Raw genomic sequence first — 14,491 nt, forward strand, 5'->3', positions numbered from 1 at the left:
GTGAGTACCGACGCCTCTGCGCACCTGCTCTGGCTGGTCCCGGCGTTACCGGCGGCGGGTGCGGCGTTCCTGCTGCTCGCCGGCCGCCGCACCGATCGCTGGGGACATCTGCTGGCGTGCGTCCTGGCGGTCGGATCATTCTGCGTCAGTGCCGCTCTCATGCTCGGCATGGTCGGCCGTCCGGCCGCGGACCGGCCGGTGCATCAGGTCCTCTACACCTGGCTCGACGTCGGGCCCGCCGACTCCGGCAGCGGTGGCCTGTCGGTGAGCATGGGACTCTACCTCGATCAGTTGTCCATGTGTTTCCTGCTGCTGATCACCGGGGTGGGCAGCCTGATCCACATCTACTCGATCGGCTACATGGCCGACGATCCGGACCGACGCCGATTCTTCGCCTACCTCAACCTGTTTCTCGCCGCGATGCTGATCCTGGTGCTCGCCGACACGTACCTGGGGCTCTATCTCGGGTGGGAGGGTGTCGGTCTCGCGTCCTACCTGCTGATCGGCTTCTGGCAGGACCGGCCGTCGGCGGCCACCGCCGCGAAGAAGGCGTTCGTCGTCAATCGCGTCGGTGACATCGGTCTGGCGGTGGCGCTGATGGTGATGTTCGCGACCTTCGGATCGGTGTCGTTCTCCACGGTGTTCGCCGGCGCCGAGCAGGCCGGTCAGGGCGTGCTCACCGCGATGGGTCTGCTGCTTCTGCTGGCCGCGTGCGGGAAATCGGCGCAGGTGCCGTTGCAGTCGTGGCTCGGTGATGCGATGGAGGGTCCGACGCCGGTGTCGGCGCTGATCCATGCCGCGACGATGGTGACCGCCGGCGTGTATCTCATCGCGCGGTCCAACCCGATCTTCGATCTGGCCCCCGACGCACGCCTGGCCGTCGCGGTGGTCGGTGCGGTCACCCTGCTGTTCGGGGCGATCATCGGTTGCGCCAAGGACGACATCAAGAAGGCCCTGGCCGCGTCGACGATGAGTCAGATCGGGTACATGGTGCTGGCCGCCGGACTCGGACCCGCCGGTTACGCGTTCGCCATCATGCATCTGCTGACGCACGGATTCTTCAAGGCCGGCCTGTTTCTCGGCGCCGGGTCGGTGATGCACGCGATGAACGACGAGACCGACATGCGTCGCTACGGCGGGTTGCGCAGCGTCATGCCGATCACCTTCGTCACCTTCGGGATCGGATACCTGGCCCTGATCGGCATCCCGCCGTTCGCCGGTTTCTTCTCCAAGGACCTCATCATCGAGGCGGCCTTCGGGGCGGGCGGCGCCCGCGGCGCGATCCTGGGCAGCGTGGCCGTCCTCGGTGCCGGGATCACCGCGTTTTACATGACGCGCATGATGGTGATGACGTTCTTCGGGGAGCGCCGTTGGGCCCCGGAGGCGCATCCCCATGAATCGCCGCCGGTGATGACCGCACCGATGATCCTGATCGCGATCGGGTCCGCGGCCTCCGGGGCGCTGCTCGTCGCCGGGCATGCGCTCGTCGACTGGCTGGAACCGGTGGTCGGGGAACAGCACAGCGAATTGGCCGTTCCGACATGGGTGTTGACGGTCGGGATTCTCGCGGTCGTCGGAATCGGGGTGGCACTCGGGTGGCGCGGGTACGCACGCACCCCCATTCCGCTCACCGCACCCGACGATGTCACCGCACTCACCGTCGCGGCGCGACGTGACCTCTACGGCGACGCTTTCAACGAGCGGGTCCTGATGCGACCGGGACAAACCCTCACCCGCGCATTGGATGCCGTCGAATCCGACGGCATCGACGGCGCCGGGGTGGGCATCGGCACCGTGGTCACCGCGTCGTCGACGCGAATCCGGCACTGGCAGAGCGGTTTTGTCCGCTCCTACGCCCTGTCGATGTTGGCCGGTGCGACGATCATCGTCGCCGCGGTGATGATGATGAGGGCGTGGTGACCATGAGCTGGTTGACGATCCTGTGGCTGGTGCCCGCCGTCGCCGCGGTCGCCGTCCTCACCGTGCCGGCCGGGCGGCCGGACATCGCGAAGTGGCTGGGTCTGGGTGCGACCCTGGTGGTGCTGGCCTGCGCGATCGGCCTCGCGGTCGGCTACGACCCGAATGGGGCACGCTACCAGTTCGTTTCCGACGTGAGCTGGATTCCGTCGTTCGGTGCCCGCTACGAACTCGGGCTCGACGGCATCGGGCTGGTGCTGATCCTGTTGACCGCCGTGCTCATGCCGCTGCTGATCGCCGCGGGCTGGCACGACGCCGATCATTCCGGCTCCCTGGACGATTCGGGCGGACGACGACAGAAGGGCCCGCACACCTACGTCGCGTTGATGCTGTCGGTGCAGGCGATGGTGTTGATGAGTTTCGTCGCGACCGACGTGCTGCTGTTCTACATCGTGTTCGAGGCCATGCTCATCCCGATGTACTTCCTGATCGGCGGATTCGGCACCGGCGATCATCGGGCGGCGGCGGCAGTGAAGTTCCTGCTGTACAACCTCTTCGGTGGGCTGCTGATGCTCGCCGCGGTGATCGGGCTGTATGTGGTGACCGCCCGGGCCGATCTCGGCGTGGGCGGCGGCGGTACGTTCAGCCTACCCGCCATCACCGAGGCGGTCGCTCGGGGCGACCTCGGTGCGAGCACGGGCGTGATGTCATTGCTGTTCGGCGGCTTCATGATCGCGTTCGCGATCAAGGCACCCCTGTGGCCCTTCCATTCCTGGCTGCCCGATTCCGCGGTCGCCGCGACACCCGCGTCGGCGGTGCTCATGATGGCGGTGGTCGACAAGGTCGGCACCTTCGCGATGCTGCGGTTCTGTCTGCAACTGTTCCCGGAGGCGTCGCGGACCTTCGCGCCGCTGATCGCGGCACTCGCCGTGATCGGTATCGTCTACGGCGCGATCCTGGCGATCGCCCAGACCGACGTGATGCGGCTGATCTCCTACACGTCGATCTCCCACTTCGGCTTCATCATCCTGGGCGTGTTCGCGTTGACCACCCAATCACAGAGCGGCGCAACGCTGTACATGGTCAATCACGGAATATCGACGGCGGCACTGTTTCTCATCGCCGGTTTCCTGGTGTCGCGGCGCGGCAGTCGGCTGATCGCCGATTACGGTGGCGTCGCGAAGATCGCCCCGGTGCTCGCCGGCACCTTCCTCGTCGCCGGCCTGGCCACCCTGTCGCTACCCGGGTTGTCACCGTTCATCAGTGAGTTCCTGGTCCTCATCGGCACTTTCACCCGTTATCCGGTGGCCGCGGTCGCCGCGACCGGCGCGCTGGTGCTGTCGGCGATCTACATACTCTGGACCTATCAACGGATGATGGGTGGGCCGCCGAAACCCATCGAGGGTCCGGGTGCGGCGCGCCGGACGATGCCCGACCTCGGCGGGCGGGAACGCCTCGTCGTCGCCCCGCTGCTCGCCCTGCTCCTGGTCTTCGGCTTCTTCCCGCAACCACTGCTGACCCTGATCAATCCGACGGTGGCGCACACCGTGTCGACCTCCGGTACCGAGAACCCCGCACCCGCGATCCCCCCGGGAGGTGCCCGATGACCACCGCAACGCTGGCGGCGATCACCCCACCCGACGTCGAATACTCGCTGCTGTCACCGATGCTCATCGTGTTCGGCTTCGGCGTGATCGGGGTCATCGTGGAGGCCTTCGCACCGCGGTCGGGGCGGTGGCGGCTGCAGCTCGTGCTGTCGTTGACGGCCTTGGGCGCCGCCCTGATCGCGGTGATCGCGGTGGCGATCGGGGTCACCCGTGACGGCGGTATCGGCCGGTCGGCGATGTCGGGTGCGGTGATCATCGATCGCCCGGCACTGTTCCTGCAGGGCCTGCTGGTGGTGGTGTCGATCCTGGCGGTGGCGTTCATGGCCGAACGCGGACTCGAACGGGTCGTCACACCGTCGACACGTCGAGCGACGCCGGCGGGTCGAAGTTCCTCGATACGAGCACGATTCAGTGACGGACCGGGGGCGGCCGCGCAGGCGACCCTCGACGGTGCCAACGCCGACATGTTCACCCCGTCGGGGGCGAGCGAACCCAACTCCGACGACGAGTCCGACGCCACCCGCGCGGGCGGGGTCACCACCGAGGTGTTCCCGCTGACCTTGCTCGCGGTCGGCGGGATGATGCTCTTCGTCGCCTGCGGTGACCTGCTGACCATGTTCATCGCGCTCGAGGTGTTCTCCCTGCCGCTGTATCTGCTGTGTGCGCTGGCTCGCCGAAGACGCCTGCTCTCGCAGGAGGCGTCGCTGAAATATTTTCTGCTGGGGGCATTCTCGTCGGCGTTCTTCCTGTTCGGCGCGGCCTTCGTCTACGGCGGCACCGGCTCCCTGCACCTCGATGCCATCGGGTTGGCCGTCACCGATGCCGCGAACAACGGCGCCGCCGGCCTGCCTCTGATCGGGCTGGCACTGCTCTCGGTGGGGCTGCTGTTCAAGGTGGGGGCCATGCCATTTCACTCCTGGGTGCCCGACGTCTATCAGGGTGCGCCCACGCCGGTCACCGCATTCATGGCCGCGGCCACCAAGATCGCCGCGTTCGGTGCGCTGCTGCGCGTGTTCTATGTCGGCTTCGGCGGGGTTGCCGACGACTGGAAACCGGTGCTGTGGGTGATCGCCATCCTCACCATGCTCAGCGGCGCGGTGATGGCGGTGACACAGTCCGATGTCAAACGGCTGCTGGCATATTCGGCGGTGACGCACACCGGTTTCATCCTGCTCGGCCTGATCGCCTACGACGAGGCGGGCCTCAGTGCGACATTGTTCTACCTTGCGGCCTATGCATTCTCGACGTTCGGAGCCTTCGCCACGGTGGCGGTGGTGCGCGAACCGGCCACCTTCGGTTCATCACGCGCCGATGCATCCGGTCCCCATCTGTCCGGCCGGGAGGCCACCGGACTGGATCAGTGGGCGGGCCTGGGACGCCGCTATCCGCTTGTCGGAGCGATGTTTTCGATGTTCCTGCTGACGTTCGCCGGGATCCCGCTGACGAGTGGTTTCATCGCCAAGTTCGATGTGTTCGCCGCGGTCGCGGGCAGTGGCGGCGCGGTCCTGGTGGTGATCGGCGTGATCAGCAGCGCCATCGCCGCGTACTTCTACATCCGGATCATCGTCGCCATGTTCTTCGCCGACGTCCCCGTCGACGCGCCACATGTGGTGCGGCCCAGTCCCTTGACGACGGTGCCGATCGCGTTGTGCACCGCCGTCACGATCCTGCTGGGATTCTTCCCGCAGCCCCTGCTGGATCTGGTGGGGGCGGCGGGTAACTTTCTCTAGGCGAACAGCGGCACAGTGGTGCCGGGTTCGGCGCCGTAACGGTCGATCACCTTGTTGAGTTCGCTCTGCATGTACCAGGTGTGCAGTCCGAAGGCGAACATCAACAACCAGCACAGCAATGGATTACATGTCTCGGCCAGGCCGGCGCTGCGTTGCGCGTCGCGAATCCGCTTGCCCGCGTTGTTGAAGCTGATGATCGGTGCGATGACGGTCCAGCCGAGGAACAGGATGACCAGCATCGGGCTGGCGACCGGGATCTCCTTGCGGCGGTCGAAGGCGGCCATCTCCTTGTGGATCTTGTAGTACCAGACGAATGTGTAGATACCGAGGGTGATGATCGGCAGTCCGAGCCACACCGCAATCGTGTTGCGCCGCTTCATCTGTTGACCGTCGGCCACCGGCGCCGTACCGGGCTGGCCGAGCGCCGAGGACCCCGTCATCGCCGGCGATGGAGCCGACTGTGATTGCGCGGCAGCAGGATTGACCTGCCCCGGTGGAGGACCGAACGGCGCCGGGGCGCCCGGGACCGATCCCGATGGTGCACCGGGCGGAGTAAACGGGGCGGCCTGAGGTGGCGGTCCGTAACCGGCAGGAGCCTGCCCGCCTTGCTGCCCCATCGTCGGCGCCTGCCCCGGTCCGCCGGCGTCGGGTGCCTGATGACGGGGCGTGGCCGTGGGAATCGACTGGACGGGCGGCGGCGCTTGACGCGAACGCTGCCCCGGTGGCGGATAGCCGGCCTGCCCGGGGGTCTGCGGTGGCGGTCCGGACGGTGGTGATGTGCGGGTGTGCACCCTCGTCGGTGCCGCGGTCGGCGACGGCGTCGGCGGACGCAGGTACTGGGTGGTCTGCGCGGACGGTCCGGGCGTCGGTGCGCTCGGCGGTGGGGGCGACGTCGGAGCGGTGCTCGGGGGCGCGCCGGGCGGCGTCGGCACCCGGTACTGCGTGGTGGGGCCATCGAGCGGGCCCGAGGTCGCCGCGTCGTCGTCCGGGTTCTGTGGAGAGCTCACCCCTACGATGATCAGCCATCACCGGTGGTCGGTCCACCGAGTTCGCTCAATTGGTGGACACCCGCGTCCTCAGGAGCTGCGGAAAGTGGGGGAGGAAAACTCTTCCCCCGGAAATCGCCTCGTCCCGTGGAAACTCCTCGCCGACGACGCGGTTTCTGGGGGAGGAACGTTCTTCCCCCACTTTTCGCCGACGAAACTCCCCCGCACTCGCGCCCGAAACCCCAAAATGGCCCCCCACCTGCACAGATGGGAGGCCATTTCTGGCGGTGGCGGAGGGATTTGAACCCTCGGTACGGGGTTACCGTACACAGCATTTCGAGTGCTGCACCTTCGGCCGCTCGGACACGCCACCGCCGAAGACTGTACCGCAGGAGCCCGTCCAACCTTAAATCTGCTGGTCAGGCCCGTAAACGCGCTGTCAGTGACCGGTCAGCTTGTCCTTGACGTCGTCCACCTTGCCCTTGACGGCATCGGCGACGTCGCTGATCTTCTGCTTGCCCTCGGCGACGGCCTGATCGCCCTGACCTTCGGCTTTGAGGTCCTCGTCGCCGGTCAGACTCCCGGCGGCTTCCTTGCCACGACCCTTGAGGTCTTCGGCCTTGTTCTTCGCATCATCGGAAAGTGCCATGTGGTGCCTCCTGTACCTGGGCGTCACGCGCGGATGCGTTCCGCCTCGGCGGGAAGATGCAGGTGGGCCGCGTCTCGACCCCCGCATCGATGGCGCGTACGTCACGCGTGGTGCGTACGCGGGGGATGTTCCCCGTCTCCACCGTACCGACGGTAGGCCGACGACGTCGGGCGCCGATACTCAGCTGCCGAACTTGCCCTTCAACTCGTCGAACTTTCCCTTCGCGGTACCGATCGCACCCTGCACCTTCTCGCTGCCGGCGAACTCGGTGATCTTGTCCTTCGCGGTACCGACGGCGTCCTGCACCTTCTCGTTCTCGACGACCTCGGTGAGCTTCTCCTTCGCGGTGCCGATCGCGCCCTGGACCTTCTCGCTGCCCGCGACCTCGGTGATCTTGTCCTTGGCGGTGCCGATGACCTCGTTGACCTTGTCTGCTGCGTCTGACATGGAAGTTCTCCTGCTCGGTGGGTGACGGTGAGTGGTGCTGGCCTGCTGTTCGTCCAATGTGCCACAGCGCGAGCCGGTCCGAGTGGTATCACCCCGGCCTGCACGGATGTCCGCCGACAACCGCACCGACGCGTCAGGAATCGCGTCGCGATGCGAAGAATCCCACCATCAGATCGCGGCACTCGTCCTCGAGAATCCCGCCGCGGACCTGCGGGCGATGCGTCAACCGTGGGTCCCGGACGACATCCCACAGTGAGCCCACCGCACCGGTTTTCGGTTCCCAGGCGCCGAACACCAGGGCGTCGATCCGGGACAGGGTGATGGCGCCCGCGCACATGGTGCAGGGTTCGACGGTGACGGCGATGGTGCACCCGGGTAGCCGCCAACCGTCACCGAAGGCGGCGGCCGCAGCGCGCAGTGCCAGGATCTCGGCGTGGGCCGTCGGATCGGCGTCGACCTCTCGCCGGTTGGCGGCGCGGGCGAGCTCCACCCCGTCGGGGTCGAAGACGACGGCGCCGATCGGGATGTCGTCGGCACCGGACTCGCCGGCCGCCGACAGCGCGGACCGCATCATCGCCTCCCACGCGGCGAGTTGCGTTGCGCCCGAGACGGTCAATGCCCCAGGGAATCCAGAACGCGCGAGAGTTCGTCGGCGAACCCGAGGCGGGCGGCGATCATGCCGATCTGTTCGTCGGCGTAGAGATCGGTGTCGCCGACGATGACGCCCATCACCGCGTCGGGGAGCCCGAGGTCGGCGAGGATTCCGAGATCGCCTTCCTCCCACGGATCCACGTCGTCGAGGTCGTCGGGGTCGATGTCGGGGACATCGATGTTCAGCGCGTCGAGGACGTCGGCGGCGATGTCGTAGTCGACGCCCGCGGTCGCATCGGAGAGCAGCAACCGGGCCCCGCCGGGAGCCGGGCGGATCACGATGAAGAACTCCTCGTCGATGTCGAGCAGACCGAACACCGCGCCCGCCACCCGCAGGTCACGCAGCTGACGTTCGGCGGACTCGATGTCGGTCAGGGCCGTCGACTTGAGTGGTGTGACCCGCCAAGCGGCGTCCTCGCGTACGACCGCGACCGCGAAACCCTCGACTCCGTCGACGGCATCCTTGCTGTTGGAACCCGATACGTCCGCTCCGGCACCTGCCATGCAGGTCACGGTAGCCCGAAGGTGCCGCCCACCCCAAGTCCCGAATGACCCACATCGCAGATTCTGTTCTCCTCGTCGATCTCCGTGTCCTCGCCCACCGGCGATGTGCAAATCTGGAGTCGTGACTGAGCGCGGCAATCGACCGGTGTGCATTCTCGGACTCGGACTGATCGGCGGATCGATGATGCGGGCGCTGGCCGCGTCGGGCCGCGCGACGTTCGGCTACAACCGATCCGCCACCGGTGTCGACGCCGCCACCACGTCCGGACACGACGCATCCACCGATCTGGATGCCACGCTGCGCCGCGCGGCCACCGAGGACGCGGTGATCGTGCTGGCCACGCCGGTGACGACGATCGAACCCATCGTCGCCGCGATCGCCGAGCATGCGCCTGCGTGTCTGCTGACCGACGTCATCAGCGTCAAACAGCCCGTCGCCGAGATCCTGCGCCGGGTGTTTCCGCAGGCCCGGTACGTTGGCGGACACCCGATGGCCGGGACGAGCCGGTCCGGCTGGGAGGCGGCCGACCCGGACCTGTTCGGTGACGCGATGTGGATGGTGACCACCGAGGACGACACCGACGCCGCCGACTGGACCGTCGTCGCCGACCTCGCCCTGTCCCTCGGCGCCGCGGTGGTCCCGGCGGCCGCCGACGCTCACGATCGCGCGGTCGCCGCCATCTCGCATCTGCCGCATCTCACCGCGGCGGCCACGGCGGCCGTGGGTGCGGGTGAGAGCGACCTCGCGCTGCGCCTGGCGGCCGGGAGTTTCCGCGACGGGACGCGGGTGGCCGGGTCCGCCCCGCAATTGCAGCGGGCGATGATCGAGGCGAATGCGGTGGCCGTGCTCAACGTGCTCAGCGAGACCATCGACCGGCTCATCGCCGCCCGCGACGAACTGCGCGACCACGGCACCACCGCCGTCCTCGTCGACGACGGACACCGCGCACGGATGGCGTACGAAGCGATGAACGATCGACCGCGCGTCGCCATCACCGATGTCGAGGTGGGTGCGCCGGGCTGGCAGAAGGCGATGCGTGGCGCGGCCCACCGTGGTCACGTCTGGTTGGGCTGACCATCTCGACGGAAACGCCTCGGCACACCGCGGGGCGACTGATCAGGTTCGGGTCGGTGATGTTCGGCCTGGTGTGGTGTCCACTGCTGGCGGTCACCACGGCGTTCGCCGCGCTGGTGTGGCGGCGAAAACTCATCGTGGCCTGCGATCCCGGGGACAGCGGCGCGCCGTTCGAGGGCGCCTACGTCCTGCTGTTCTTGGGCCCGGTCATCACGGTGGCCGCATTCGTGGTGGTCACCACCACCTACGGGGCGATCTCGGCCCTCGTCGGCAGCCGGGGTGTGGTGCTTGCGGTCGCCGTGAGTCTGATCGTCGCAGTGGTGGTCGCCTACGTCGCGGTCGTGTGGACCCACGATCCGATCGACAATGCCCACTGCCCGGGTGGGGTGCCCCTGTGGTGGCCGTCGTGGCTACCGTTGGGCCGCTGAGCAGGTCTGACGCACTGAGCGGGCCGCCCTCAGACCCGGGTCGCGAGGCCCGGATAGTCGATGACGAACCCGTTGTCGTCGACGCTGAGCGTCGACTGGGCGACCGGCGACACCACGGCGATACCGTCCGAGGTGGACGAATACTGCAGGGTCGCGGCTTCCACCACCCCGGTCGGCAGATACACGTACACCACCGGCACATCGACCACACCCGTGGTCGACGTCAGACCCAGTCGGCGGATCGGCAGGGCGTTGAACATCGGTGACAGGGCCAGATCGACATCCTGGGCACCGTCGAAGTCACCGCGGACGGTGTCGCCGCCGGAGTGGATCAGCCACTTGTTCTCCTCGTCGCGGGAGATACCGATCTGGGTTTCGCCACCCACCTGGACGAGGTGGATCGACAGGCGTTTGGTGACACCCGCATCGTTGGTGACCAGCTCGTACGACGCGGAGAACGCGTCGTGCTCGTCGGTCGCCGCGGCAATGATCCTGCCGTAGGCCTTGATGCGCGAACCGTGGACGTTGACGCGGACCTGCTCCAGACGATTCGTGTCGACACCGCGCCACGTGATCATCGTCTTGAACTCGGCGACCTCGGTGTCCGAGGGTGCCTGGCCAGGGGCTGCTTGCGAAGAACTCACAGGTCTACGGTAGCGACCCGCGGACGCGCCCACACGTCGAGTACCGGAAACTGACCCGCCGGTCAGGCGAGACAGGACGCTGTTCGTCTCGTCGACTGGGCGTCGACGCTGTCGGTCACCACCTGCTCACCGTCGACGGTGATCGAGCATTGTGCCGACGACCCACGCACGGCCACCACCAGCAGCCGCAGCGGATTACGGCCTGCCTCGAAGCTCACGGTCCACGTCGGCGGCGGCGCGAACTCGGTCCGCACACCGACGTCGTCGACGTAGAGGATCGTTCCCGAGCCGTCGATGGTCACGGTGTAGGTGACCGCAGCACCGACGGGTACGGTCCCGCCGCCCCGCGGAACGCTCGGCTCGGCGGTCCCCGGAAGCGACGGTTCGGTGGGCAGGGTGGGGATGGTCTGGTCGTCGGTGATGGTCGCCGGCGGGAGCGTGACCGTGGGTGTGGGCTGACGCAACGATCCGATACCCACGATGACCAGGCCGATGATCACGATGCCGACGACCACCACGGCTCCGACGGTGATGCCCACGCCGGGTTCCATTCCCAGGATTCGTCGGGGCCTGCCCGGCGTGCCACCCGCGGGGGGTGCCGACGCGGCGTCGGGCGCCCCGACCGAAGCCCGGCCGCCGTAGCCGGCCGCCGTCGTGCCCATCGGCGCGGTGGTCGACGATGCGGTGGTCGACGATGCGGTCTGCGGTGCCGTGGCCAGCCCGACACCGCCGATGCCGGATCGACGGGCATCGGCCGCGGTCGGGTGCAGGTCGGCGGGGGTGTAGCGGGGCATCCCGTTCGCCGAATAGCCCAGCGGCGGGTAATTGCCGGGCAGCAAGGGGGTGCGGTAGTCGTCTCGGGGTCCATCGGGGCGGGGCGCCTCCGGGACCGCGGCGTCACCGTCGGCTCGTGGTCCGCCCGGTGATCCCATGACTCCTCCGCCCGAAGTGTCCGCCCGGTGTTTCTCCACCCGGTGTGTCGTCGCGCCCGGCGTCGCTGCGCCGTGACCTATGCCCTCGACCTTACGGCGCCCCACGGACAGGTGGCCGACGGTGCCATCACCTTCCGCGTCAGAGGCGGCTCTCCAGACGTGCGGTGAGACCGGCCTCCTGCAGGTCGAGGCGCTCGAGCATGGCGCGCACGGCCTCGTCCTCCACCAGACCGCGATCGCGATCGGCGACCAGGGCATCGCGCTGGGCGGCCAGCACCGTGCGGTAGAGCGCGGCGAAGGCGTCGGTGCGCGCGGTGTGGGCCTCGGGGTCGGGCATCTCCTCGGCGTCGCGGGACTGGCGGGCGACGGTCTCCTCGATGAAGGCCACCGTCGCGGCGTCGAGGCCGGGCGGCGGATTGGTGACGAAGTCCGCGATGACCCCGTCGGCGGCGGCGTGCACGATCGCCTCGGCGCGTGCGGTCTGCTCGATGTCGTAGCGTTCCTCGTCGTCGTTGCGCAGGTGCACACGGTTGATCAGCCATGGCAGCGTCGGCCCCTGGATGAGGATGGTGCCGACCGCGACGACGAAGGCGATCGCCTGGATCGCCGAGCGCTCCGGGAACTCCCCACCGTCGGCAATGGTCAGCGGGATACCGGAGGCCGCCGCCAGGGTGACCACCCCGCGCATCCCGGTCCAGGCCACCACCGTCGACTCCTGCCAGGTGAGCGGGCGGTTGTCGATGCGGCGGCGGAATCGTTGCAGGGCGGAGTCGTTGTCCCGCTTCACCTTTCCCGCTGCTGCACGACGCGGATTGGACGGCACCTGGACGTCGGCCGCGCTCTCGAGTCTCCGCGAGACGACACCGCGACCGAACATGGCGAACACGCACAGCGGGCGGATCACCAGGACGACCGCCAGCACCAGGATCGAGGCGATGGCGATCTGCAGCAGCGATTCCCGCGCCTCCCGCAGGTCTTCGACGATCCAGCGCATCTGCAGACCGATGTAGGCGAAGACGAACGCCTCGAGGAGCACGTCGACCGAGTTCCACACGTAGCGTTCCTGCAGCCGTGTCTGGTAGCCGGCATGCACCGACCCGGAGCCCACCACGAATCCGGCGATCACCACGGCGAGAACACCGGAGGCGTGCAGGTGTTCGGCGGCCAGGAAGGCGGCGAACGGCACCACGAACCCCTGCACGGTCTCCAGCGCCGGGTTGCGCAGGTGCCGGCGAATCCAGAGCGTCACATATCCGAGGACGGCGCCGACGATGGGGCCGAGGACCGCGTTGTATCCGAAGAGCAGCAACGGATTCTCGATGAATGCGTGGGTGCTCGCGATCTGGGAGATGGCGATCGCGAAGAGCGACAGCGCGGCCGCGTCGTTGACGAGGCTCTCGCCCGTCAGGATCGCCATCAGCCGTTTGGGCAGTCCGAGTTTACGGCCGATGGCAACCGCCGTCACCGCGTCCGGCGGGGCGACGATGGCACCGAGGAGCAACGCGAGGATGAACGTGAACTCGGGAATGAGCAGAGAGGCAACGGCTCCCACCGCAAAGGCGGTGACGACGACCATCGCGACGCCGAGGCCGAGGATCGGCTTGATGTTGCGGACGAAGCTCGGCACCGAGAAGCCCAGCGCCGCGGAGTACAGCAGCGGCGGCAGCACGACGGTGAGCAGGACCTCGGATTCGAGTTCGACGTGCGGCATGCCCGGGATGAACGACACGGCCAGCGCGACCACGACGATAATCAGCGCCGGCTGCATTCCGCGACGGTCGGCGACCGCGGTGATGATGACGGCACCGACGAGCACCAGGATCAGCAGTTCCATGGGCAGAGATTCTGCCGGTAGATGTCCGATTCCGCCGGTTGTGGTGACGCGACGACCGGCCGCCGGCGACCACGCGGGGTCCGGGCGACCGGTCGGTTCAGGGACGCAGGAGTCAGGCCGCAGCGGTCTCGTCGGCGGCAGACGACGATCCGTACTTGAACTTTCCGTCCTCGAAGAGCAGCGGATAGATCAGGCCGCCGATCGCCCCACCGATCAGTGGTGCCAGCCAGAACACCCACAGCTGACCCGGGGCTCCGTCGCCGTTGAAGAAGGCGACACCGGTCGAGCGTGCCGGATTCACCGAGGTGTTGCTGATCGGGATCGAGATCAGGTGGATCAGGATCAGAGTGAAACCGATGGCCAGGGGTCCGAACCCGCCGGGTGCGCGACCATCGGTGGCACCGAGCACCACGATCAGGAAGAAGGCGGTCAGCAGGATCTCGGCGATGATGACCGAGGCGAGGGTGTAATGGCCGGGACTGTGGTCGCCGTACCCGTTCGCCGCCATGCTCCCGGTCGCCGTCCAGCCCGGTTGACCCGAGGCGATGACGAACAGCATGAGCCCGGCGAGCAGACCACCGGCGACCTGCGCGATCCAGTAGCCCGGCAGATCCTTCCAGGCCAGCCGGCCGCTGACCGCCGCGCCGAGGGAGATGGCCGGGTTGAAGTGCGCTCCGGAAATGTGGGCGAGCGCATACGCCATGGTCACGACCGTCAAACCGAAGGCTGTGGCGACACCGAGGTAGCCGACGCCGACCTGGATGAGCGTGCCCTTGTCGTCGCCCTCGGCGACCTGTTTGGCGGCGTAGATCGCGGTGCCGCAACCGCCGAAGACGAGCCAGAACGTGCCGAATAGTTCGGCGAGGTATTTGGTGATGGGAGCGGGAATCATGGGCGACCTCTCAGTGCAGGCGGACGAGAATGGTGGTGGTCACATCAGAAACATCAGCATCAGTAGCACCACAAGTGGACAGCACTCACCGAGTAAGGTCTACCTTTGCGGCCGAACGGTGACCGTCACGAGACCCGGCGGAGACCTCGTCGACGAAATTCATGCGGCCGGTCACACGATTGACCATCCGCAGCA

The 14,491-nt window shown here is 67.7% G+C and carries 14 protein-coding genes and 1 tRNA gene; 5 read left to right on the forward strand and 10 right to left on the reverse strand.

Annotated elements, in window-relative coordinates; all coding sequences use genetic code 11:
- Genes nuoL through nuoN form a run of 3 tightly spaced genes read left to right on the forward strand, consistent with a single transcriptional unit; the run spans position 1 to position 5,254 of the window.
- A complete protein-coding gene (gene nuoL / locus ABLE94_RS12535; RefSeq protein ID WP_348806278.1) occupies positions 1-1,920 on the forward strand; it encodes an NADH-quinone oxidoreductase subunit L in 1,920 nt (639 codons plus the stop codon).
- A 2-nt stretch (positions 1,921-1,922) separates the two neighbouring features.
- The gene (locus ABLE94_RS12540; protein ID WP_348808894.1) at positions 1,923-3,524 is read left to right on the forward strand and encodes an NADH-quinone oxidoreductase subunit M; all 1,602 of its coding nucleotides are present in this window, start codon (positions 1,923-1,925) and stop codon (positions 3,522-3,524) included.
- Positions 3,521-5,254: an NADH-quinone oxidoreductase subunit NuoN gene (gene nuoN, locus ABLE94_RS12545; RefSeq protein ID WP_348808895.1), complete on the forward strand. Its 1,734-nt coding sequence runs from the start codon at positions 3,521-3,523 to the stop codon at positions 5,252-5,254. The genes ABLE94_RS12540 and nuoN overlap by 4 nt, the downstream gene beginning before the upstream one ends.
- On the opposite strand, the gene ABLE94_RS12550 is transcribed toward nuoN, so the two are convergent.
- The 6 genes from ABLE94_RS12550 to ABLE94_RS12575 all read right to left on the reverse strand — a co-directional run bounded on the left by ABLE94_RS12550 (position 5,251) and on the right by ABLE94_RS12575 (position 8,491).
- Entirely contained in the window at positions 5,251-6,261 is a 1,011-nt protein-coding gene (locus ABLE94_RS12550) for a DUF4234 domain-containing protein (RefSeq protein WP_348808896.1), read from the reverse strand. The genes nuoN and ABLE94_RS12550 overlap by 4 nt on opposite strands.
- A gap of 261 nt (positions 6,262-6,522) precedes the next feature.
- Positions 6,523-6,613: transfer RNA gene (locus ABLE94_RS12555), tRNA-Ser, on the reverse strand.
- 66 nt (positions 6,614-6,679) lie between these two features.
- A complete protein-coding gene (locus tag ABLE94_RS12560; RefSeq protein WP_348808897.1) occupies positions 6,680-6,889 on the reverse strand; it encodes a CsbD family protein in 210 nt (69 codons plus the stop codon).
- Positions 6,890-7,069: 180 nt separating this feature from the next.
- Positions 7,070-7,336: a hypothetical protein gene (locus tag ABLE94_RS12565; protein ID WP_348808898.1), complete on the reverse strand. Its 267-nt coding sequence runs from the start codon at positions 7,334-7,336 to the stop codon at positions 7,070-7,072.
- Between the two features lie 133 nt (positions 7,337-7,469).
- Complete coding sequence (locus ABLE94_RS12570; RefSeq protein ID WP_348806338.1) at positions 7,470-7,907, reverse strand: nucleoside deaminase; 438 nt, start codon at positions 7,905-7,907, stop codon at positions 7,470-7,472.
- A gap of 41 nt (positions 7,908-7,948) precedes the next feature.
- Positions 7,949-8,491, reverse strand: coding sequence for a tRNA adenosine deaminase-associated protein (locus ABLE94_RS12575; protein WP_348806272.1), 543 nt, complete (start codon positions 8,489-8,491; stop codon positions 7,949-7,951).
- 103 nt (positions 8,492-8,594) lie between these two features.
- Between ABLE94_RS12575 and ABLE94_RS12580 the strand changes: the two genes are divergently transcribed.
- Together ABLE94_RS12580 and ABLE94_RS12585 are read left to right on the forward strand one after the other, a co-directional pair.
- Complete coding sequence (locus tag ABLE94_RS12580; RefSeq protein WP_348808899.1) at positions 8,595-9,566, forward strand: prephenate dehydrogenase; 972 nt, start codon at positions 8,595-8,597, stop codon at positions 9,564-9,566.
- Between the two features lie 56 nt (positions 9,567-9,622).
- Positions 9,623-9,994 carry a hypothetical protein gene (locus tag ABLE94_RS12585; protein ID WP_348806270.1) on the forward strand — a complete coding sequence of 124 codons (372 nt, stop codon included), beginning with the start codon at positions 9,623-9,625 and terminating at the stop codon, positions 9,992-9,994.
- Between the two features lie 29 nt (positions 9,995-10,023).
- On the opposite strand, the gene ABLE94_RS12590 is transcribed toward ABLE94_RS12585, so the two are convergent.
- The 4 genes from ABLE94_RS12590 to aqpZ form a co-directional block, all read right to left on the reverse strand.
- Positions 10,024-10,638: a putative glycolipid-binding domain-containing protein gene (locus tag ABLE94_RS12590; protein ID WP_425476191.1), complete on the reverse strand. Its 615-nt coding sequence runs from the start codon at positions 10,636-10,638 to the stop codon at positions 10,024-10,026.
- 62 nt (positions 10,639-10,700) lie between these two features.
- Positions 10,701-11,570, reverse strand: coding sequence for a hypothetical protein (locus ABLE94_RS12595; protein WP_348806269.1), 870 nt, complete (start codon positions 11,568-11,570; stop codon positions 10,701-10,703).
- A gap of 139 nt (positions 11,571-11,709) precedes the next feature.
- Positions 11,710-13,404, reverse strand: coding sequence for a cation:proton antiporter (locus tag ABLE94_RS12600; RefSeq protein ID WP_348806268.1), 1,695 nt, complete (start codon positions 13,402-13,404; stop codon positions 11,710-11,712).
- Positions 13,405-13,516: 112 nt separating this feature from the next.
- Positions 13,517-14,296: an aquaporin Z gene (gene aqpZ / locus ABLE94_RS12605; protein ID WP_348806267.1), complete on the reverse strand. Its 780-nt coding sequence runs from the start codon at positions 14,294-14,296 to the stop codon at positions 13,517-13,519.
- Positions 14,297-14,491: the final 195 nt, after the last annotated feature.

It is taken from the genome of Gordonia sp. VNK1 (assembly GCF_040049135.1).
GTDB lineage: Bacteria > Actinomycetota > Actinomycetes > Mycobacteriales > Mycobacteriaceae > Gordonia > Gordonia oleivorans.

Excerpts from the sequence above, each read along its gene's own strand:
- ABLE94_RS12540 (WP_348808894.1), top strand. The coding sequence starts at position 1,923 with ATGAGCTGGTTGACGATCCTGTGGCTGGTGCCCGCCGTCGCCGCGGTC.
- nuoN (WP_348808895.1), top strand. The coding sequence starts at position 3,521 with ATGACCACCGCAACGCTGGCGGCGATCACCCCACCCGACGTCGAATAC.
- ABLE94_RS12560 (WP_348808897.1), bottom strand. The coding sequence starts at position 6,889 with ATGGCACTTTCCGATGATGCGAAGAACAAGGCCGAAGACCTCAAGGGT.
- ABLE94_RS12565 (WP_348808898.1), bottom strand. The coding sequence starts at position 7,336 with ATGTCAGACGCAGCAGACAAGGTCAACGAGGTCATCGGCACCGCCAAG.
- ABLE94_RS12570 (WP_348806338.1), bottom strand. The coding sequence starts at position 7,907 with ATGCGGTCCGCGCTGTCGGCGGCCGGCGAGTCCGGTGCCGACGACATC.
- ABLE94_RS12575 (WP_348806272.1), bottom strand. The coding sequence starts at position 8,491 with ATGGCAGGTGCCGGAGCGGACGTATCGGGTTCCAACAGCAAGGATGCC.
- ABLE94_RS12580 (WP_348808899.1), top strand. The coding sequence starts at position 8,595 with ATGTGCAAATCTGGAGTCGTGACTGAGCGCGGCAATCGACCGGTGTGC.
- ABLE94_RS12595 (WP_348806269.1), bottom strand. The coding sequence starts at position 11,570 with ATGGGATCACCGGGCGGACCACGAGCCGACGGTGACGCCGCGGTCCCG.
- ABLE94_RS12600 (WP_348806268.1), bottom strand. The coding sequence starts at position 13,404 with ATGGAACTGCTGATCCTGGTGCTCGTCGGTGCCGTCATCATCACCGCG.
- aqpZ (WP_348806267.1), bottom strand. The coding sequence starts at position 14,296 with ATGATTCCCGCTCCCATCACCAAATACCTCGCCGAACTATTCGGCACG.